Consider the following 19,189-nt stretch of genomic DNA (forward strand, 5'->3'; position numbering starts at 1 on the left):
CCCCCATGCACCCGCACCCGACACACAACCTGGAGCCCCCATTGCCTTCTTCTCGTCCCGTCATCGCCATCGCAGGCCTAGGAATCGAATCCTCAACGTTCTCCCCGGCCCGCACAGAAGCCCCCGCCTTCCACCCCCAACGCGGCCCCGAAGTCCTCACCCGCTACCCCTTCCTCGCCCCCGGCACCCCGCTCAGGGAAGCCGCGGACTGGCAAGGCGCCCTCGTAGGCAAGGCCCTCCCCGGCGGCACGGTGACGTCCACCGCCTTCACCGTTCTCTCCGACGAACTCATCGCCAGACTCCGGGAGTTGGGCCCCCTGGACGGCCTCTGGTACGACATCCACGGCGCGATGACGGTCGAGGGCATGGAGGACGCCGAGGCCCAACTCCTCACCCGCATACGGGAAACCATCGGCCCGGACACCCTCGTATCGACCTCGATGGACCTCCACGGCAACGTCTCCCGCGAACTGGTCCACGCCACCGACCTGATCACCTGCTACCGCATGGCCCCGCACGAGGACGCCATGGACACCAAGGAACGCGCCGCCCGCAACCTGGTCGACCTCCTGAAGAGCGGCGCGCCCCGCCCGGTCAAGGCCTGGATCCCGGTCCCCGTACTCCTCGCGGGCGAGCAGACCTCCACCCGTATCGAACCCGCGAAGAGCGTCTACGCGGCCGTAGAGGACGTAGAAGCGAAGGAGGGCATCACGGACGCGGCGATCTGGGTCGGCTACGCCTGGGCCGACGAGCCCCGCAACCGCGCCGCGGTGGCCGTCACCGGCCAGTCCGCGCCCCAAGTCGCCGCCGGAGCCGAACAGTTGGCGCGCAACTTCTGGGAGGCCCGGCACGACTTCGCATTCGTCGCGCCCACCGGCACCCTGACCGAGTGCCTGGACGAGGCCCTCGCCTCCACCGCCCGCCCGTACTTCATCAGCGACACCGGCGACAACCCGACCGCCGGCGGCGCGGGCGACGTCACCTGGGGCCTCCAACAGGTCCTGGAGCGCCCGGAGTTCAAGAGCGACGACGGCCCTACGGTCATCTACGCCTCACTGCCCGGACCGGCCGCCGTGGACACGGCCGTCAAAGCCGGCGTCGGCGCCACCGTGACCGTCACGGCCGGCGCGGAGGTCGACGACCGTCACGCGCCCCCGCTGACCCTCACCGGTGTCGTGCACTCCGTCCGCCACGGCGACCGGGACGCCGAGACCGAAGTGGTGCTGCGGGTCGGCAGCGTGCACGTGATCCTGACCCGGCTGCGGAAGCCGTACCACCACGAACACGACTTCACCGACCTGGAGTTGGCGCCGCGCGCGGCCGATCTCGTGCTCGTGAAGATCGGCTATCTCGAACCCGAGCTGTTCGCCATGGCCGCCGACTGGAAGATGGCCCTCACCCCGGGCGGGGTCGACCAGGACCTGGTCCGGCTCGGGCATCACCGCATCCGGCGGCCGATGTTCCCCTTCGACCGGGACATGGCGGAGCCGGACCTCACGGCCCGGATCATCGCCTCCTCGGACGAACCGCTCAGCGGGGCGGACGAATGAGCCTGCCGCCCCCGCCGTCCTCGATGGCCGCCTCGATCAACTGGTCCAGCAGCGCGATCAGTACGTTCCGGCACGAGTCGCGCTCGCGGGCGTCGCACAGCAGCACCCGGACGTGCTCCGGGAGGGCCAGCGCGTCGCGAACCGCCTCCGCCGGGTACGGGTGCTCGCCGTAGAAGCCGTTCACGCCCACCACGAACGGGATGCCCCGGCGCTCGAAGAAGTCGACGGCCGCGAAGCTGGACTTCGGGCGGCGCACGTCGATCAGGACCACCGCGCCGAGGGCGCCGAGCGCCAGGTCGTTCCACATGAACCAGAAGCGCTGCTGGCCGGGGGTGCCGAACAGATAGAGCACCAGGTCCTGGCCTATGGTGATGCGGCCGAAGTCCAGGGCCACGGTGGTGGCCCGTTTCTCCTCGATGCCGTCGAGGTCGTCGACGGCGAGGCTCGCCGAGGTGAGTGGTTCCTCGGTGCGCAGCGGGGCGATCTCGCTCACCGAACCGACCATGGTGGTCTTGCCGACGCCGAAGCCCCCCGCGATCAGGATCTTGACCGTCTCGGGCGGCGCGGGTGCCGGAGCGATGGTGTCAGAGCCGGCCAAGGCCCTCCCTCACTTTCTGCAGCAGGTCCATGTCCGGGCTGGTACGGGAGACAGGGTGCGGCGGACGGGCCGTGATCAGGCCCGCCTCCAGCAGGTCGCAGAGCATGATCACTACCACGCTCACCGGAAGGTCGACAAGGGCCGCGACCTCCGCCACCGCCAGCGGCTCCGCGCACAGCCGCAGGATGCGGGACTGCTCCGGCTGCGGCCGGGGCGCCCGCGCGGGTGCCGGGTCGACCGCGGTGACCGTGGTGATGAGGGTGAAATCGGCGCGGCTGGGCCGGGTTCTGCCACCGGTCAGCGTGAACGGTCGTACCAGCCGTCCCGCCGCGTCGCCACCGCTCACCTCACTCGCCGGAGCCGGCCGCGGGGCCGACGTTGGCCCTCGGCGCGGCGCTGAGATGCTCGCCTATCTTCTTCACCAGCATGTTCATCTGGTAGGCCACGACCCCGACGTCCGCGCCCGGACCGGTCAGCACGACCAGGTGGGCGCCGGGGCCCGCCGAGGTGAGGATCAGATAGCTGTTCGCCATCTCGATCAGCGCCTGGCGCACCGGACCGCCGCGGAAGTCCATGCTGACCCCCTTGCTGAGGCTCATCAGCCCGGACGCGGTGGCCGCGAGCCGCTCGGCGTCGTCGCGCAGGAACCCGGTGGACTTGCTGACGACGAGGCCGTCCTCGGACAGCACGACGGCCTGGTTCACCTCGGCCACCCGGTCCACGAGTCCGGTGAGCAACTGGTCGAGTTGGGTGTGCGTGGCGGGCACGGGACGTGTCATGGCGGAGTCCTTCATGAGCGATCGGCGGGTGGGTTCGAGGAGGCGGCTGCTTCCTCCCGGTCGTACTGCGACGGCGCGTCGTCGTCGACGGAGTCTCGCGCCTGGAACGTGCCGCGCTGGAACCCGGCCAGCGAGGAAGCCGCACGTTCCGCGGTGAAGTCTTCCAGTTCTCCGTCCTCCTCGGCCGGTCCGGCCTCCTCCCGCAACTCACTGGCCAGACTGGTCTGCGGCACCCGCCGTGGCAACGGGGCGAGCCCGTCCAGATCGGCGGTCATAGGCGGCTCGGCGGACCGCGCCGGGGGAATGGCGGGCAGCGCCCTGGGCGCGGGGCCCGGTGTCTCGGCCGCCTTCTCTGCCGCGGCGGCGACCCGCTCCACCGTGACGGCCTCGTCGGCGGCCTTCGCGGCGACCGGCGCCGGCTCGTCCAAGGGCTCGGGTACGACGATCTCGTGCGGGATCAGCACGATCGCGGTCGTGCCGCCGTACGGCGAGGAGCGCAGCGTCACCGCGATGCCGTGCCGGACGGCGAGCCGGGCGATCACGAACATGCCCAGCCGCAGGTCGTCGGCGAGGGCGACGACATCGAACTGCGGGGCCACCGCGAGCTGTTCGTTGAGCGAGGCGTAGTCCTCCTCCGACATGCCGAGCCCGCGGTCCTCGACCTCGATCACCAGACCCTTGGCGACCATCGCGGCCCGCACACCGACCGGGCTGGGCGCGGGGGAGTACACCGTCGCGTTGTCGATCAGCTCGGCCAGCAGGTGGATCACGTCGGCGACCGCGGGCGGCGCGAGACACACCTCCTCCTCGGTGTGCACCTCCACCCGCTGGTACTCGGCGACCTCACCGACGGCGCTGCGCAGGATGTCGATCAGTGCGACCGGCTCGGTCCAGCTGCGGCGCGGCTGCTCACCGCTGATGACGACGAGGTTCTCCTCGTAGCGGCGCAACTGGCTTGCCGTGGAGTCCAGTTCGTACAGGCCGCGCAGGACCTCGGGGTCGTCGTGCCGGCGCTCCAGCTGGTCGAGCTTGGTGAGCTGGAGGTTGACCAGGTTCTGGCTCTGCCGGGCGATGCCGAGGATGACCTTCTGGAACCCCCGCCGGGTGTCGGCGAGTTCGACCGCGGTGTGCACGGCGGTGCGCTGCGCGGTGTTGAACGCCTGTGCCACCTGGCCGAGTTCGTCGCCGCCGTAGTCCAGCGGCGGGGTCGCCGACTCCACGTCGATCTTCTCGCCGCGGTTCAACCGGGCGACCACGTCCGGGAGCCGGTCCTCGGCGAGGCTCAGCGTGGCCATCTTCAGGCCGCGCAGCCGCCGGGACAGGGAGCGGGTGATCCGCCAGGACATGACGACGCACAGCAGCAGGGCGCCGAGTCCGCCCGCGCTCAGCGAGGCGGCGGTGACGAGCAGGTTGTGCGCCTTGTCGGAGCTGCGGTCCAGGAGTGCGGCCGTCTGCTGCCGGATCAACACCTCGTACTCGGCGGCGACTTGGGTCAGGGCCGCGTTCCACTGCTTCTGCTCGGCGGGCAGGACGATCCGGCCGGCCGAGCCGTCGTCCGGATCCGCCTTGCCCGCCGTACCGGCCCTGAGCACCGCGTCCTCCGTGGACTCCAGGGTGCTCCACTCGACGCTCTGCAGAATGTGCTCGATCCGCGTCTTGGTGGCGCCCTGGAACCCGGTGGCGATCTGGTCCTCGACCAGCCAGCGCCGGGCGTGCACCAGCTCGGCGAACTGCTCCCACGACTCGTTGTCCAGATACCCGGAGTGCCAGGCCAGCGTCAGCTGCGCGTCCTCCTGGGAGACCAGCTCCGCGCCGTGCTCCAGCGCGACCAGCGGCTCCGCCTGCGAGGTGAGGTCGCCGTCGTCGACCTGGGACAGCTGCTGGAACGCCTGGATCTGGTCGTCGATGATCGAGGTGTACTGGTCCAGCGCCTGCTGGGCGGTGATGTCGGTGGGCTTGTCCACCTGGCTGCGGTAGTACTCCAGGCTGTCCACCGACGCGACGACCGAGTACATCTGGTCCCTGATGCGGGTGGGCGCCTTCTTGATCGCGTCGGACTGGCCCACGAGTTGGGCCACCACTTTGTCCGTCGCCGCGCGCTGGGCCTTGAGCGCGGCCTGCGAGCCGTGCGGATCCGCCATCCACGCCGCCGAGAGACTGCGCTCCTTCTGGAGCGCGAGCGCGGCCTCGGTGCCCATGGCGCCGGTCGACCTGCTCAACTCCGTCTGCGAGCGCAGCCGTAGCCCCTCCGTGAACATCTGGGTCGTCGTCAGACCCCACATGGCGGCCAGCGTGACGCTGGGGACCAGGGCGAGCAGGATCAGTGAAAGACGTATGGAACCGACGCGGCGCCGGGCACCTGTCCGTGGAGACATCGTGGTCGTCCTCGCTACATCCTCGTACGAAGTGTCCGGTCAGCGCGTTCCGTTGGCCGCGAACCTCGCGACCGCGCCGACGTTCGTCTTCGTCACGAACGCCGGGCCGGTGAGCACGGGAGCCACCCCGCCGCCACTGATGTTGCCGTTGGTCTTGTACAGCCACAACGAGTCCACGGCCAGATAGCCCTGCAGATACGGTTGTTGATCGACCGCGAACTGTACGTCCCCGCTCTGCACGGCCTTGACCAGGTCCTGGTTGAGGTCGAAGGTCGCGACCTTGGCCTTGCTGCCCGCCGCCTTCACGGACTTGACCGCGGACAGTGCGAAATCGGCGCCCAGCATGACCACTTCGTCGATGCTGGGGTCCTGCTTGAGCCGGTCCGTGACACCCGCGGACACGGCGTTCATGTCGGTGCCGTCCACATAGAGCATGTCGGTCTCGCCGGTGAATGTCTTCTTCACGCCCGCGCAGCGCGCCTCCAGGGCGACATTGCCCCGCTCGTGGATCACGCACAGGGCGTGCTTGGCCCGGAGGGCGTCCAGTTTCTCGCCGACGGCGCGGCCCGCGACGCTCTCGTCCTGCCCGAAGAACTCCAGGACACCGTCCGACTGCCAGGAGTCGATACCGGAGTTGAGGCCGACCACGGGGATGTCCGAGGACTTGGCCTGGGCGATCGGCGCCTTCATCGCGTCCGGCTTGGCGAGCGTCAGCGCGATGCCGTCGACCCCGTCCCGGATCGCGTCCCGCACCAGCTCGGCCTGCCCGGTGGCGTCCGGGTCGCTCGTGTACGTCAGCGCGACGCCGTCCTTGGCGGCGGCGGCCTCGGCGCCCTTCTTCACCAGCACCCAGAAGGCGTCGCCCTTGCTCGCGTGGGTGACCATGGCGATCTTGAGGCGGCCGGTGCTCCCGGCACCGGCCGCGTCCGTGCCCGAGCCGGACCCGGAACCGCCGGTTCCGGAGCAGCCGGCGAGCAGCAGACAGACGGCGACGGCGCCGGTCAGCACCGTGCCGCGTATGCGACGGGAGGGGGCGTGAGGTGAGGGAGGAGTGGTCATGGGGGGTGCGGCACCTCGCTGTGCGGCCGAGCTCGGGGACGGGGAGAGTGCGCCCGGAGCCGTATGAGGTGCGCCGACCGGGTTACTCCCGCTGGGCCGGAGCCAATCGTGTGTGACCGCTGGTAGTCAAGTGAGCAGCGACCCGCAGTGAGTTGTTGCTGCCGCATTGTGATCATCTCGACGTCGTAAGGGGGTTGGGGAGGTTACGTACGGAGAGACGGTCGGTTACATCAACAACTCGGGCTGTCCGTGGGGGACTTCGCTGTTCCGAGCGAGGGGCGAGGGCAGGTCAGAGGTCGAACTCGTGCGGGGGCAGGTCCAGGGTGAAGCAGGCCTCGCGGACCACGGCCTGCTCGGTCTTGTCGAAGTCGCCGTCCGCGCCGCCGATCACGATGCCGATCTGGATCACGGCACGTGCCTCGGCGGGCTTCTTCTTCGCCTTGGCGATCTCCTGCAACACGCTGACCTTGCCGAAGGCGAAGTCGGCCGTCAGCTTGTCCAGGTTGGCGTCGAAACGGCGCTGGAGGTCCATCGCGTCGAAGTTCTGCAGCACCTCGTTGCTCGCGATGAGCTGGGCGACGCGCTGCCGCTCCGAGGGGTCGACGGTGCCGTCGGCGGCGGCCACGAGCGCGCACATCGCCATGCTCGCGTCGCGGAACGCCCCGCTCTTCAGGTCGTTCTTCTTCGCCACGAGCTGGGTCTGCATCGTCGACGCGGACTCCTTGAAACGGTCCCACAGGGCCATGCGAACTCCATGCGTAGTAGTAGTGCGTATACAAATCCGTGGCTGCAGCACCGTGGAAACTCCCCGGACCGGGGAGAAGTTCCGGGCCCCTAGACTGGGGCGGTTCGTACGAAAGCAACGGCGAGGACGGAGGCGACGACGGTGCAGACAGCCGGCCGCGGCTTCGAGGACCCGTCCGCCGACGTGCTCGCGGGCGCCGCCGCCGCTTTCGGACTCCTGGCCTCGCCCGCGCGGCTGCACATCGTGTGGGCGCTGGCCCAGGGCGAGAGCGATGTCACCGGGCTCGCCGAGCGGGTCGGCGGCGCGCTGCCCGCCGTCAGCCAGCACCTGACGAAACTGAAACTCGCCGGCCTGGTCCGCTCCCGCCGTGAGGGCCGCCGCCAGGTGTACTTCGTCGACGACCCGGACGTGGTCGACGTGGTCCGGCTCGCGGTCGCCCGCCTCACCGACCGCGCCGACCGCGACGTGCCCGCCCCCCGACTCCGTGGCCTCTGACGCCGCCGCCCACCGGCACACCCCGCTCCAGGCGCTGCGGCACCTCGACACCGGCCCGCGCGGACTGACCGAAGCGGAGGCCGCCGCCCGGCTCGCGGCGACCGGCGAGAACACCCTCCCGGAACGCCGTACGACACCCTGGTACCGCCTGTTCCTGCGCAGTCTGCGCGACCCCTTCACCGCCGTCCTGCTCTGCCTCGGCCTGGTCTCCGCGCTCGTCGCCTCCTGGGGCACCGCCGCCGTGATCCTCGCGCTCGTCGCGGTGAGCTGTGTGCTGCGGGCCGGCGGCGAGCACCGGGCCGACCGCTCCCTGCACGACCTGCGCGAGCTGGTCGGCTCGACCGCCTGCGTACTGCGCCGCGCGGAGGTCGGTGCGCCGGTGCGGGCCCGGGAGACACCGGTCGCCGAACTGGTCCCGGGCGACGTGGTCAGGCTCGGCCCCGGCGACCTCGTCCCGGCGGATCTACGACTCCTGCGCGCGAGCGGGCTGACCGTCCACCAGGCCGCGCTGACCGGCGAGTCCGCGCCGGTCGCCAAGGCCGCCGTAGAACTGCCCGAAGCGGCCGACGACGGGCCCTTCGCCCAGCCGCACCTGTGTTTCCAGGGCAGCGGTGTCGTCTCGGGCAGTGCCACGGCGGTCGTCCTGGAGACGGGCGCGCGGACCCGGTTCGCCGCCGCGCACGGCGGGCCGGTGCGGCGCGAGGCGAGCGCCTTCGACCGGTCCGTGCACGGCGTCTCCTGGGTGCTGATCCGGTTCATGCTGCTGACGCCCCCGCTGGTCCTGATGGCCAACGCGGCCCTGCGCGGCCGGGGCCTGGAGACGCTGCCGTTCGCCGTCGCGGTCGCGGTCGGGCTGACGCCCGAGATGCTCCCGGTGATCGTGACGACCTGCCTCGCGCGCGGGGCCGCGCTGCTCGCCCGTACGCACGGCGTCGTCGTCAGACGGCTGCCCGCCCTGCACGACCTGGGCGCCGTGGACGTCCTCTGCCTCGACAAGACCGGCACCCTCACCCAGGACCGCCCGGTCGTGGAACGCGCCCTCGGACCCGACGGCCACGACGACCCCGATGTCCTCGACCGGGCCGCCACAGCCGCCTGGTGGACCCTCCAACTCGCCGACGCGCCAGTCCCGGACGCCCTCGACGAGGCACTGCTGGCCGCGGCCGGGCCGGTGGGGGAGGAGTACGACGGGATCGCGGCCGTGCCCTTCGACCCGGTGCGCAGGCTCGCCTCGGCGGTGGTGCGCGGTGAGGCCCTCGGAACCCACACCCTCATCGTCAAGGGCGCGGTCGAGGACGTCGTGGAACGGTGTCTGCTGGAGCCCGGCGAGCGGGACCGGCTGCTTGCCCTCGCCACCCGCGAGGCCGAGTCCGGGCTGCGGCTGCTCGCGGTCGCCACCGCCGAACTCCCGGCCCGCACGCGCGCGTACACCCCCGCCGACGAACGGGGCCTGACCTTCCGGGGCCTTGTCACCTTCCACGACGCCGTCGACCCGGCCGCGCCGGAGGCCCTGCGCGCCCTGGCCGGGCTGGGCATCGGCGTGCGGATCCTCACCGGCGACCATCCCGCTACGGCGGCCCGCGTGTGCCGGGAACTGGGACTGGACCCCGGACAGGTGCGGGTCTCGGCCCGCTGCACCCCTCAGGACAAGGCCCGCGCGGTCGCCGCCCTCCGCGCGGCCGGGCACACCGTCGGCTTCCTCGGCGACGGCCTCAACGACGTGCCCGCGCTGCGCGCCGCGGACGTCGGGATCGCACCGCGGACCGCCGTCGACGTGGCCCGCGAGGCCGCCGACGTGGTGCTCGCCGGGAAGGACCTCACCGCGATCCGGCACGCGGTCACGGCCGGCCGGCACAGCAGCGCCAACATCGCCTCGTATCTGCGGGTGACGTTCTCCTCGAACCTCGGCAACGTCATCGCGATGCTCGCCGCCGGTCTGCTGCTGCCCTTCCTGCCGATGCTCCCGGCCCAGGTGCTCGCCCAGAACCTCTGCTTCGACGCGGCCCAACTGGCCTTCGCCCACGACCGGCCGCCGACCGCCGCGCTGCGCCGGCCGACCGAGCTGCGGCCCCGGGCGTTCCTGCGGTTCATCACCGGGTTCGGGATGCTCAACGCGGTCGCCGACCTCGCCACCTTCGCCGTGCTCGCGCTCGCGCTCCGCGGCCCCGACGCGGTGGACGACGAGGTGCTGTTCCACTCGGCCTGGTTCACCGAGAACCTGCTCACCCAGGCCCTGGTGATGCTGCTCCTGCGCACCGGCCGGAACCTCGCGGAGGGCGGCGGACCGGGGCCGGTCGGGCGGGCCGCGGCCGCACTGGCCGCCGTAGGACTGCTGCTGCCGCCGACTCCGCTGGGCGCGGCGCTCGGCATGACGGGGCTCGCGCTTCCCTACTACCTGCTGCTCGCGGCCGTGCTCGGTCTGTACGCCCTGGCCCTGAGGGGTCTGCGATCCACTCGTGGGTTGTACAGTTGCGCAACATAGCAACTGTTGTCAGGGAAGAGAGGGCGCGGTCATGCTCCGCAACGGACTGGAACCATGGCACCTGCTGGTCGTGGCGATCGTCGTCATCCTGCTTTTCGGCTCGAAGAAGCTTCCCGAGGCCGCGCGCGGGCTGGGCAAGTCGATGCGCATCCTCAAGAGCGAGGCGAAGGCCATGAAGGAGGAGAGCAACGTGGCGCAGTCGGTCCCCGTGGAGCCGACCGCCGTGCACACCTCCACCGAGGCCCCGACGACCACTCCCACTGTCACCGAACCGCCCGCCACCGCGCACTGACGGCCGACGGGAGGGCATGCGTCGAGCCCCGGCGGTTGCCGGGGCGTGACGCCTACAGGGCCCTGACGGTCAGGCCTGGTGCTGGAGTTCCGTCTTCGTGGCCGACTTCGCCTCGCGCTTGCGGCGCCGGCGCTCCGACCGCGGCTCCTGGTCCGGCAGCCAGCCGAACGTGAGGCAGCTGCCGACGACTCCCAGCAGCAGCCCGATGAAGAACCCGCCGAGGTTCGAGGTCAGCCAGGAGCCCAGCGTGCACAGGACCCCGACGATCGAGTAGAAGAGCCGCTGGCTGGGGCTGAAGAGGATCAGCAGGCCCAGCAGCAGCATCAGCACGGGGAGCAGATAGCCGGTCATGCCCTGCATCCCGATGTGCATCGCGACCTTCAGCGACACCTTCTCCGTGAGCAGGATCTCCGCCCCGCCCAGGGCGAGCAGCAGCCCGCCCCAGAACGGACGACCGGCCCGCCAACGTCGGAAGGCGGGCCGCATCCCCTGCCGTGACAGGTTGTCGGACATCAGCAACCCGAGTCGCTGAAGCTGAGCTTGAGACCCGGCAGCTTGAACACACCCGCCGTGGTGGCGTAGTTGGTCTGCCGCAGGTTGTCGATGTGCACGGTGTCGGACTGCTGGCTGAAGACGCCCTTCTTGCCCTGCACACCGGCCTTGGTGAGCGTGCTGGCGTCGTTGCCGATCTCGATGTTGCCGAAGGAGGCGTCGCCCGACAGTTCCGTCGAGTCCGTGGTGAGGTCGCTCGCCGTCACCTTCGTGGAGCCGCTGCCCGCCTTGATGAGCAGGTTGATGCCGCCGAGGTCGACGCTCTGGCAGAGGCTGTCGAGCGTGGCGCTCTTGATGGCGGAGGTCATGACCAGCACCTGCCCGCCGGTGTCACCCGCGTTCGGGCTGTTCGGGATCATGTTGTCGAGGTCGCCGAACTGCTCGAAGCCGGTGCCGTCGAGCGACTTGGCGGTGACCGTGAACGGCATGCCCGAGATGGAGAACTGCACCCCCAGGGCGCCCTGGGCGGTGAGGATCCCGAGTGCGGCGGCGGCCAGGGTGGCCGGCACCGCCATCACCGCGGCGCGGCGCAGTCGGACCTGACCGCGTCTTTCGGGAACCTCGGCGGTCTCAGGTGCGGAACCGGTTTCCGGGTTCTCGGGGGTGTTGCCTGCGGACGAGTTGGCGTCCGAGGGTGAAGCCATGTCTGCTCCCATGTGCTGCTCTAGTCAACGCGGATCGGTATCCAATGTGGCGCGTTGTCCTGGCGCGGACAGCGAGTGCGGCGCAGCCGTCCTCACAACTCCCGGCGGGTGCAAGGGCTTTCAGGTTACGCAGCAGTAGCCGTCGAGGAAGTTACCGGGGGTTACATTCGAGGGTCAAGGGAGTTGTGGAAAAAGAGTGTTGATGATGTGCCACCTGTGAGGCAAGGCCTCTCTGCGATCTCGTGGAGTCCCGGACCGCACACCGATCAAGACACCAACTTGACTTGTACGTCTTGACGTTGACGGACACTCAGGTCTACAACTCTCCCTTGTTTGCCGGATCCGTGGCGCCGGATCCGGCACGTGGCAGGAGCCGCGTTCCCGGACTTCCCTTTCCACAAGGGCACTTCACGCCCGCAGAGTCCGAACCCCCGCGGCCCGGCACGGCCGCTTCCCCCCTGGCCCGTGCCGTCCGCCCCACCGCCCGGCCCGGCCGGAAGCCTTCAACCCCCGTGGGCCTCCGGCCGGTCACCGGCCGGCCGCCGTTGCCGGCCCGTCACGTACGGAGAAGGCGTCACGGGCCGGCAACGGCGAACTCACGCGCCCCGAGCCTCAGTTCACCCACCCTCGGAAACCCCCAGTTCCCCCACCCCCCAAAGAACCCCCTGGTTCCACTTCGGAAGAAGAGGTACACCCGCATGCGCACTCGCACCGTCCTCACCCTCGTCGGCTCCGTCGCCGCGCTCACCCTCCCCTTCACCGTCCCGGCGTCCGCGGCCGACACTCCGGTGCTCACCACCGGCAGCCTCGACGGTACGGCCGTCGCCGTCGGCGATGTGCTGACCGCGCCCCTGGCCACCGGCACCAGCGCCACCCTGTACTCCAGCGCGACCGGCACCAGCGGCATCAAGTGCACCACCTCGCAGTTCACGGCGACCGTCACCGCCAACCCGACCGCGCCGGGCACCGCCACCGAGTCCGTCTCCGGGCAGAGCTTCGACAGCAGCAGCTGCACCAGCAACGTCCTCGGTGTCCTCGGCGTCTCCAGCATCACGGTCGACAACCTGCCGTACACCACCGCGGCCGCCTCGGACGGCACCCTGACCGTCACCCCGGCCAGCGGCTCCACCATCCAGACCACGGTCAAGCTGACCACCCTGCTGGGCAGCATCACCTGTGTCTACCAGGCGCCCAGCCTGAGCGGCACGGCGAGCAACACCGACACCAGCATCAACTTCACCAACCAGGCCTTCACCAAGACCTCCGGCTCGTCCCTGTGCTTCAGCGCGGGCTACTTCACCGCGAAGTACGCCCCGGTGACGGACAACGGCGCGGCGGTCTACACCAACTAAGGATCAGAAGGAGCAAGTAGGGCCTGTACGCGCCGAGTTCAGCGTCGGCGCAGTCGCAGGAACAGGGCGGCGCCCCCGGTGAGCACCAGCACCGCGGCGGCGCCGCCCGCCACCATGGGCGCTGACGGGCCGCCCGACGAGGCGTCGGTGTCGGCCGCCACCGGACTGCTGCCCGGCGCGGTGCTCTCCTCGGCGGGGGAGGCATTCTGCGCCGCGGCGGATGCCGGGGCCTTGGCCGAAGTGCTCGCGGCGGCAGGGGACTTGGCCGCGGACGACGACGGACTCGCCGTCCCGCCCTTCGAACCGGCCGTCCCCGTCGTGGACTTCGACGAAGGGGTGGCGCCCCCGGGGAACACCACGTCCGAGCACGAGTAGTACGTGTCCTCGGTGCTGCTGTTCTGCCAGATGGTGTAGATCAGCTGGCGCCCCGTCCGGCCCGTCGGCAGCGTCGCCCTGATGCGGTACGCGCCCCCCGTCAGCGGCGGGTCCTTCACCTCGGCGAACGGCTGCGTCGGCAGCTCGGACCAGGTGAGCGGCTTCGACGGGTCGTAACCGGCCTTCGTCAGATACAGCTTGAACGTGCCGGTGTGCGCGATCGTCGACGCGTACGTCATCGTCAGTTTCGCCCCCGGCGTCAGCCGCGTCGACGGAAAGTCGCTGCGCGCGAGGTCGAGCCCCTTGTAGTCGGACAGCCCACCGCTGCACAGCTTCCCGTCGGGGATCAGCTGCCGGTCCCGCCCGTTGACGTTCGGGACCCGGATGTTGTCCCAGAACGTGAAGGGCTGTCCGTTCGCCGCCACGGCCGCCTTGCAGGCCGCCGTCCCGGCCGCGCTGCCGCCGTCCGGCGAGCAGGCGTACACCCGGCTGACCGGATACGTCGGCGCCCCGTGCGCCTGCGCCGGACCCGCCGCCCAGACGGTGAGCAGCAGCGGGGCCATGGCGGCGCCCGCCATGGCGGTGCGATGTGCGGTCATCAGGGACATCCGGAACGTCTCCTCGGCCGGGGCGGGAACGGTCTGTCCGTGTCATACGGCCCCGGGACCCCACGCGTTCAGCCCGCCCCTACGACCCTCCCGCCCACGCGCTCGGTCCGCCCCCGTCGCCGTGAACCGGGGCAGATCGGTCAACCGGTCGATGTCGAGGGCGGTTTCCGGCCGGACCGAGGGTTTCCCCCGTATCCGTATGACCTTCTCTTTGCCTATCGTTTGGCCACAGCTGACCCACAGGCAACCCCTGGTGAGGCGGCTCCCGTGCCCGGCGCTCTCTGGTTCGACCCCACGCCGCTTCGACGACGAAGCGAATCGACCGCCGCTCCGCGCTGCTCGGAGTCCGGCCACGAAAGGCAAGCCCTTGCGCACTCCCACGGCATTCCCCACCGGACGGACCCTGATATCCGTCGCCGCGGTCTCCGCGGCCCTCCTCGCCACGGTGGCCACCTCGGCCGCCGTCGCCCAGGAACCCCCCACCCAGGCCGCCGCACCGGCCCTGCCCGGCCAGACCGAGGCCGCCCCGGGCGCCCTCGCCCAGCGCCTCATCGTCGGCTACAAGTCCGGTGCCGCGGAGGCGAGTTCGAACCGGGCCGCCGAGGCCGACGCCACCGCCAAGGGCAAGGAGGCCGGCGAGGACGTCGACTTCCAGCGTCGCCTCGGCACCGGCGCCGCCCTCGTCGGTCTGGGTGACGCGCGTAGCACCACCGAAGTCGCCGACGTCATCGCCGAGTTCAAGTCCGACCCGCAGGTCTCCTACGTCGTGCCGGACCGGCTGAACACCCCGCAGGCCGACCCGAACGACACCGAGTACGGCAAGCAGTGGGACCTGTTCGAGGCCGCCGCAGGCATGAACGTCCCTGCCGCATGGCCGACTTCGACCGGCAGCGGGGTCACCGTGGCCGTCATCGACACCGGCTACGTCACCCACTCCGACCTCGCCGCGAACATCGTCGCCGGCTACGACTTCATCACCGACACCGCCGTCTCGGTCGACGGCGACGGCCGCGACAGCAACCCGGCCGACCCCGGCGACTACTACGCCGCCAACGAGTGCGGTACGGGCATCGGGGCGAGCAACTCCTCCTGGCACGGCACCCATGTGGCCGGCACCATCGCCGCGGTCACCAACAACGGCAAGGGCATCGCGGGCATCGCCTACGGTGCGAAGATCTCCCCGCTGCGCGTCCTCGGCAAGTGCGGCGGCTACGACTCCGACATCATCGACGCCATCACCTGGGCCTCCGGCGGTACCGTCTCCGGCGTCCCCGCCAACGGCAACATCGCCAAGGTCATCAACATGAGCCTGGGCGGCGACGGCGCCTGCACCTCGGCCACCCAGAGCGCGATCACCGCCGCCGTGAACCGCGGTACGACGGTCGTCGTGGCGGCGGGCAACGACAACGACAACGTGGCGAACCACTCGCCGGGCAACTGCGCGAACGTCATCTCGGTCGCCGCCACCAACCGCGCCGGTGCCAAGGCGTCCTACTCCAACTACGGTACGGGCGTGGACATTTCGGCCCCCGGCGGCCAGACCAGCACCGGCACCGCCAACGGCATCTACTCCACGCTGAACTCCGGCACCAAGACGCCGTCCACCGAGTCGTACGCCTACTACCAGGGCACCAGCATGGCCACCCCGCACATCGCGGGCCTGGTCGCGCTCATGAAGTCGGCGAACTCCTCGCTCACCCCGGCCCAGATCGAGTCGGCCATCAAGACCAACGCCCGTGCGCTGCCCGGCAGTTGCTCGGGCGGCTGCGGCGCGGGACTCGCCGACGCGGCCAAGACCGTCCAGGCCGTGAGCGGCAACGGCGGTACGACGACGGGGACCACCTTCTCCAGCACCACCGCCGTCGCGATCCCCGACGCGGGCTCGGCCGTCGAGTCCCCGATCGCCGTCAACGGCCGCAGCGGCAACGCGCCTTCGGCCCTCCAGGTCGGCGTCGACATCACCCACACCTACCGCGGCGACCTCGTCCTGGACCTGGTCGCGCCGGACGGTTCGACGTACCGTCTGAAGTCCGCGAGCACCTCGGACTCCGCCGACGACGTCAAGGCCACCTACACGGTGGACGCCTCCAGTGAGGCGGCGAACGGGACCTGGAAACTGCGCGTCCAGGACACCGCCGCCCAGGACACCGGAACCCTCAACAGCTGGAAGCTCACCTTCTGATCCCCACAGGCCGCACACAGAAACCGACCGGCCGACCCGTAACGGGAGATGCGCCCTCATGGGCGCCTCCCTGGGGCGGCCGGTCGTCCGTATGGCCGAGAACGGTCGCTGACACGTGCCAGGGATACCGAAAGTGGTCAAGAGTCGGGGTGGGGGTGACAGAGAGACGCAAGTGATGGGAACGTGAGGGGACTTGGTGGTCTTCGGGGGCGAGGTCGAAGCCGTCGGACGGTGAGCTACTGTGTACAGGGGGTAAGAAAAAACGGCATGGGCCGTTGTTTTTTCCTTCACGGGAGTGTTTCTGTCGATGGCGAGGCAGCTACGGGCCGAACAGACCCGCACAACGATCATCACGGCCGCCGCCGAGCTGTTCGACCGGCAGGGCTATGAGTCCACCAGCCTCAGCGACATCGTCGACCATGCCCAAGTCACCAAGGGCGCCCTGTACTTCCACTTCGCGGCGAAGGAAGACCTCGCCCACACCATCCTGGAGATGCAGGCCAAGGCCTCGCGTCAGATGACCAGGGACATGGACAGCCGGGGCTACTCCTCACTGGAGACACTGATACGTGTCACTTTCGGCATGACCCGGCTGGCCGTCGAGGGCCCCATCCCACGGGCCGGACTCCGGCTCGCCGCAGGGGAGATCGAGGTACGGCCCCCGATGCCGCACCCCTTCACGGAGTGGCTCGACATCGCCGCCCGCAAACTCGCCGGCGCGGTCGCGGAGGCCGACGCGCACCCCGACATCGACGTGGACGCCGTCGCCCGCACCCTCATCGGACTCTTCGTCGGCATCCGCGTCATCGGGCGCGCCCTGGAACCGGTTGCCCTCCAGCCCCGCAGAACCGCCGAGATGTGGCACCTGGTGATCCGCGGCGTGGTCCCCGTACCGCGCCGCGCCCGCTATCTCAGCCTCGCCGCGCGACTGGAGCGGGAGATCGGCGCCGGCTGACCCGCCCGGTACGGTGAGCCGCATGCCCGAAACCCCCGCCGCGCCCGTGATCCTCGGCAACGAGCCCGGCTCGTTCCCCCACAGCGTGCTGGCCGAACGGCACCCCGCGATCATCCGTCAGGTACGCGACGCCTTCCCCTACGGCCCCGCACAGCACCGCGCCCTCGACGCCCTGCTGAAGAACTGCACCGAGGGCGCTGTCGAACCCCTCGCCGCCGACGCCCCCGACCATGCCCAGTGGGCCGCCTGGGGCACCGACGAGTACGCCGGACAGTCCTGGTACGACGTCCCCTGGCTCTGGTCCGAGAGCTACTTCTACCGCCAACTCCTGGGCGCCGTCGGCTACTTCGGCCCTGGCGCCTGGCAGGGCATCGACCCGTTCCGCCCCTTCAAACGCGCCGAACTCGACGCACCCGAGACGGACGAGGAACTCGCCGCTCTCGACGCGCTGGAGGGCAAGTCGCCGGAGGAGCGTGGGCGGGCGCTGCTGCACGGCTCCCTCTGGGGCAACCGCGCGGACCTCGGCTTCCGGCTCTCCGCCGCCGGAGCGGAGTCGGCCGCGCAGGCTCCCGTCCCGGCCCTGGTCGCCGACGACAGCGACCGGTTGTGGCCGCTCCTCTCCGGCACCCTGTGCCTCGTCGCCGACAACGCGGGCCGCGAACTCATCCCCGACCTGCTGCTGATCGCCCACCTCCTCGACGAGGGGCGCGTCGAACGGGCGGTCCTGCACATCAAGCCCCACCCGTACTACGTCTCCGACGCCACCACCGCCGACGTGGTCGACGCCCTGCACCGGCTGACCGGGGCGCCGGGCGCGGCGGCGACGTACGGCCACCGCCTCTGGTCGGCCATGGCGGACGGCCGCCTCACCGTGCGCGCCCACCCCTTCTCCTGCGCCCCGCTGCCGTACGCCGAGATGCCCGCCGACCTCCGCGCCGAGTTCGCCGCGGCCACCCTGACGATCGTGAAGGGCGACCTCAACTACCGCCGTCTGGTGGGCGATTGCCGCTGGTCCCCGACCACACCCTTCGCGGACGTCACCGCCTACTTCCCAGGCCCGGTCGCCGCCCTGCGCACCCTCAAGTCCGATGTGATCACCGGCCTCGACGCCGACACGGAGGCGGCGTTGGTCGCGGCGGAGGGGCAGCGCTGGCGAACGGGTGGCACCCATGCGCTGATCCAGGTGCGGGCGTGAACGGGGTGTCCCCGGCGCCCGTCGTGCTGTTGGGTCATTACTGACGTTCTTGTCGCACGAGGGGAGTACGACCGAGATGCGTATCGGAGTGGCACCGCACCGCCTGTGGCCCGACCGGGACGAGGAGGTGGACGCGGTTCTTCAAGTCGCTGTCCAGGCCGAGGAATTGGGGCTCGACCACGTCTTCGCGAGCGGCCACGCGGTGGCCGGCCCGACGGGCGTGACCCCGGACCCGCTGATCCTGCTGTCGGCCGTGGCCGGGGCGACACGGCGGATCGGGCTGGTCACCAGCGTGCTCGTGCCGCCGCTGTACAACCCGCTGATCCTGGCCCACCAGACCGCCACCCTCGACCGTCTCTCCGGCGGTCGTTTCACCCTCGGCGTCGGCACCGGCTGGGACACCGAGGAGTACGCGGCCGTCGGCGTCCCGTTCGCGGGCCGGGGCCGCCGGACCGACGAACAGCTCGCCGTCGTACGGCAGTTGTGGCGCGGCGAGGGCTCCGCGCGGCTCGGGGTGCTGCCCCGTACCGAGGGCGGACCCGGCGTCTGGATCGGCGGGCAGAGCGACGCGGCACTGCGCCGGGCCCTGCGGTTCGGCGACGCCTGGCACGGCTCCGGGGTCGACGCGGAAGGGCTCACGGAGGTACGGGCGCGGCTCGACGCGCTCGGCGCCGAGGTGGGCCGTGATCCCGGTGAACTGGCTCTGACGGCAGGCCTGTTCCTCGTGCCGCCCGGTTTCACCCCTGCGGTGAAGGTGCCGGGTCGCCCGCTGGGCGGAGCCGACGCGAGCGCGGAGAGCGTACGGGAGGAGCTGGGGCGGCTGGCCGACGCCGGGCTGGTCTCCGCGTCGCTGTGGCTACCGGTTGCCACGGAGGCGCTGCCGGACGCGCTCGCGTGGGTCGGCGGGGAACTCGTTTCGCATTTTTCCAAAGCGTGAAGGTTTGTCCGACC

18 protein-coding genes are annotated in these 19,189 nt (G+C 70.8%); 9 read left to right on the forward strand and 9 right to left on the reverse strand.

Annotation, left to right across the window (positions count from 1 at the left end; all coding sequences use genetic code 11):
* Nucleotides 1–5: 5 nt before the first annotated feature.
* Entirely contained in the window at nt 6–1,550 is a 1,545-nt protein-coding gene (locus SSP08S_RS30385; RefSeq protein ID WP_051106011.1) for a M81 family metallopeptidase, read from the forward strand.
* Here the strand turns inward: SSP08S_RS30385 and SSP08S_RS30390 are convergent.
* The 6 genes from SSP08S_RS30390 to SSP08S_RS30415 form a co-directional block, all read right to left on the reverse strand.
* A complete protein-coding gene (locus SSP08S_RS30390; RefSeq protein ID WP_019071424.1) occupies nt 1,531–2,148 on the reverse strand; it encodes a GTP-binding protein in 618 nt (205 codons plus the stop codon). The two genes, SSP08S_RS30385 and SSP08S_RS30390, sit on opposite strands and share 20 nt — an antisense overlap.
* Nucleotides 2,135–2,494 carry a DUF742 domain-containing protein gene (locus SSP08S_RS30395; RefSeq protein WP_019071425.1) on the reverse strand — a complete coding sequence of 120 codons (360 nt, stop codon included), beginning with the start codon at nt 2,492–2,494 and terminating at the stop codon, nt 2,135–2,137. Before SSP08S_RS30395 ends, SSP08S_RS30390 begins: the two co-directional genes overlap by 14 nt.
* Before the next feature lies 1 nt (nt 2,495).
* On the reverse strand, nt 2,496–2,927 hold the full coding sequence (locus SSP08S_RS30400) for a roadblock/LC7 domain-containing protein (RefSeq protein ID WP_019071426.1): 432 nt from the start codon (nt 2,925–2,927) through the stop codon (nt 2,496–2,498).
* A gap of 11 nt (nt 2,928–2,938) precedes the next feature.
* Nucleotides 2,939–5,302 carry a sensor histidine kinase gene (locus tag SSP08S_RS30405; protein ID WP_019071427.1) on the reverse strand — a complete coding sequence of 788 codons (2,364 nt, stop codon included), beginning with the start codon at nt 5,300–5,302 and terminating at the stop codon, nt 2,939–2,941.
* 39 nt (nt 5,303–5,341) lie between these two features.
* On the reverse strand, nt 5,342–6,361 hold the full coding sequence (locus SSP08S_RS30410) for a substrate-binding domain-containing protein (RefSeq protein ID WP_026178964.1): 1,020 nt from the start codon (nt 6,359–6,361) through the stop codon (nt 5,342–5,344).
* Between the two features lie 289 nt (nt 6,362–6,650).
* Nucleotides 6,651–7,106, reverse strand: a complete 456-nt coding sequence (locus SSP08S_RS30415) for a tellurite resistance TerB family protein (protein WP_019071429.1) — start codon at nt 7,104–7,106, stop codon at nt 6,651–6,653.
* Nucleotides 7,107–7,247: 141 nt separating this feature from the next.
* Here SSP08S_RS30415 and SSP08S_RS30420 point away from each other — a divergent pair, with 141 nt between their 5' ends.
* Genes SSP08S_RS30420 through tatA form a run of 3 tightly spaced genes read left to right on the forward strand, consistent with a single transcriptional unit; the run spans nt 7,248 to nt 10,375 of the window.
* The gene (locus tag SSP08S_RS30420) at nt 7,248–7,601 is read left to right on the forward strand and encodes an ArsR/SmtB family transcription factor (protein ID WP_019071430.1); all 354 of its coding nucleotides are present in this window, start codon (nt 7,248–7,250) and stop codon (nt 7,599–7,601) included.
* The gene (locus SSP08S_RS30425) at nt 7,591–10,083 is read left to right on the forward strand and encodes an HAD-IC family P-type ATPase (RefSeq protein WP_019071431.1); all 2,493 of its coding nucleotides are present in this window, start codon (nt 7,591–7,593) and stop codon (nt 10,081–10,083) included. The genes SSP08S_RS30420 and SSP08S_RS30425 overlap by 11 nt, the downstream gene beginning before the upstream one ends.
* A 31-nt stretch (nt 10,084–10,114) precedes the next feature.
* A complete protein-coding gene (gene tatA / locus SSP08S_RS30430; RefSeq protein WP_019071432.1) occupies nt 10,115–10,375 on the forward strand; it encodes a Sec-independent protein translocase subunit TatA in 261 nt (86 codons plus the stop codon).
* A 69-nt stretch (nt 10,376–10,444) separates the two neighbouring features.
* On the opposite strand, the gene SSP08S_RS30435 is transcribed toward tatA, so the two are convergent.
* Nucleotides 10,445–10,888, reverse strand: coding sequence for a DUF6114 domain-containing protein (locus SSP08S_RS30435; RefSeq protein ID WP_019071433.1), 444 nt, complete (start codon nt 10,886–10,888; stop codon nt 10,445–10,447).
* Entirely contained in the window at nt 10,888–11,571 is a 684-nt protein-coding gene (locus SSP08S_RS30440) for a DUF6230 family protein (RefSeq protein ID WP_019071434.1), read from the reverse strand. Before SSP08S_RS30440 ends, SSP08S_RS30435 begins: the two co-directional genes overlap by 1 nt.
* A gap of 698 nt (nt 11,572–12,269) precedes the next feature.
* Between SSP08S_RS30440 and SSP08S_RS30445 the strand changes: the two genes are divergently transcribed.
* Complete coding sequence (locus SSP08S_RS30445; RefSeq protein WP_019071435.1) at nt 12,270–12,923, forward strand: hypothetical protein; 654 nt, start codon at nt 12,270–12,272, stop codon at nt 12,921–12,923.
* A 38-nt stretch (nt 12,924–12,961) separates the two neighbouring features.
* Here SSP08S_RS30445 and SSP08S_RS30450 read toward each other — a convergent pair whose 3' ends face one another.
* Nucleotides 12,962–13,906: a lytic polysaccharide monooxygenase auxiliary activity family 9 protein gene (locus tag SSP08S_RS30450; protein WP_019071436.1), complete on the reverse strand. Its 945-nt coding sequence runs from the start codon at nt 13,904–13,906 to the stop codon at nt 12,962–12,964.
* Between the two features lie 367 nt (nt 13,907–14,273).
* On the opposite strand from SSP08S_RS30450, the gene SSP08S_RS30455 reads away from it, so the two are divergent.
* From SSP08S_RS30455 to SSP08S_RS30470, 4 genes are all read left to right on the forward strand, one after another.
* Nucleotides 14,274–16,088, forward strand: coding sequence for a S8 family peptidase (locus tag SSP08S_RS30455; protein ID WP_019071437.1), 1,815 nt, complete (start codon nt 14,274–14,276; stop codon nt 16,086–16,088).
* 307 nt (nt 16,089–16,395) lie between these two features.
* Complete coding sequence (locus SSP08S_RS30460; protein ID WP_019071438.1) at nt 16,396–17,043, forward strand: ScbR family autoregulator-binding transcription factor; 648 nt, start codon at nt 16,396–16,398, stop codon at nt 17,041–17,043.
* A gap of 22 nt (nt 17,044–17,065) precedes the next feature.
* A complete protein-coding gene (locus SSP08S_RS30465) occupies nt 17,066–18,238 on the forward strand; it encodes a damage-control phosphatase ARMT1 family protein (protein WP_019071439.1) in 1,173 nt (390 codons plus the stop codon).
* 76 nt (nt 18,239–18,314) lie between these two features.
* Nucleotides 18,315–19,175 carry an LLM class flavin-dependent oxidoreductase gene (locus SSP08S_RS30470; protein WP_019071440.1) on the forward strand — a complete coding sequence of 287 codons (861 nt, stop codon included), beginning with the start codon at nt 18,315–18,317 and terminating at the stop codon, nt 19,173–19,175.
* Nucleotides 19,176–19,189: the final 14 nt, after the last annotated feature.

The sequence above is a fragment of the Streptomyces hokutonensis genome, assembly GCF_000376565.1.
GTDB classification, from domain to species: domain Bacteria; phylum Actinomycetota; class Actinomycetes; order Streptomycetales; family Streptomycetaceae; genus Streptomyces; species Streptomyces hokutonensis.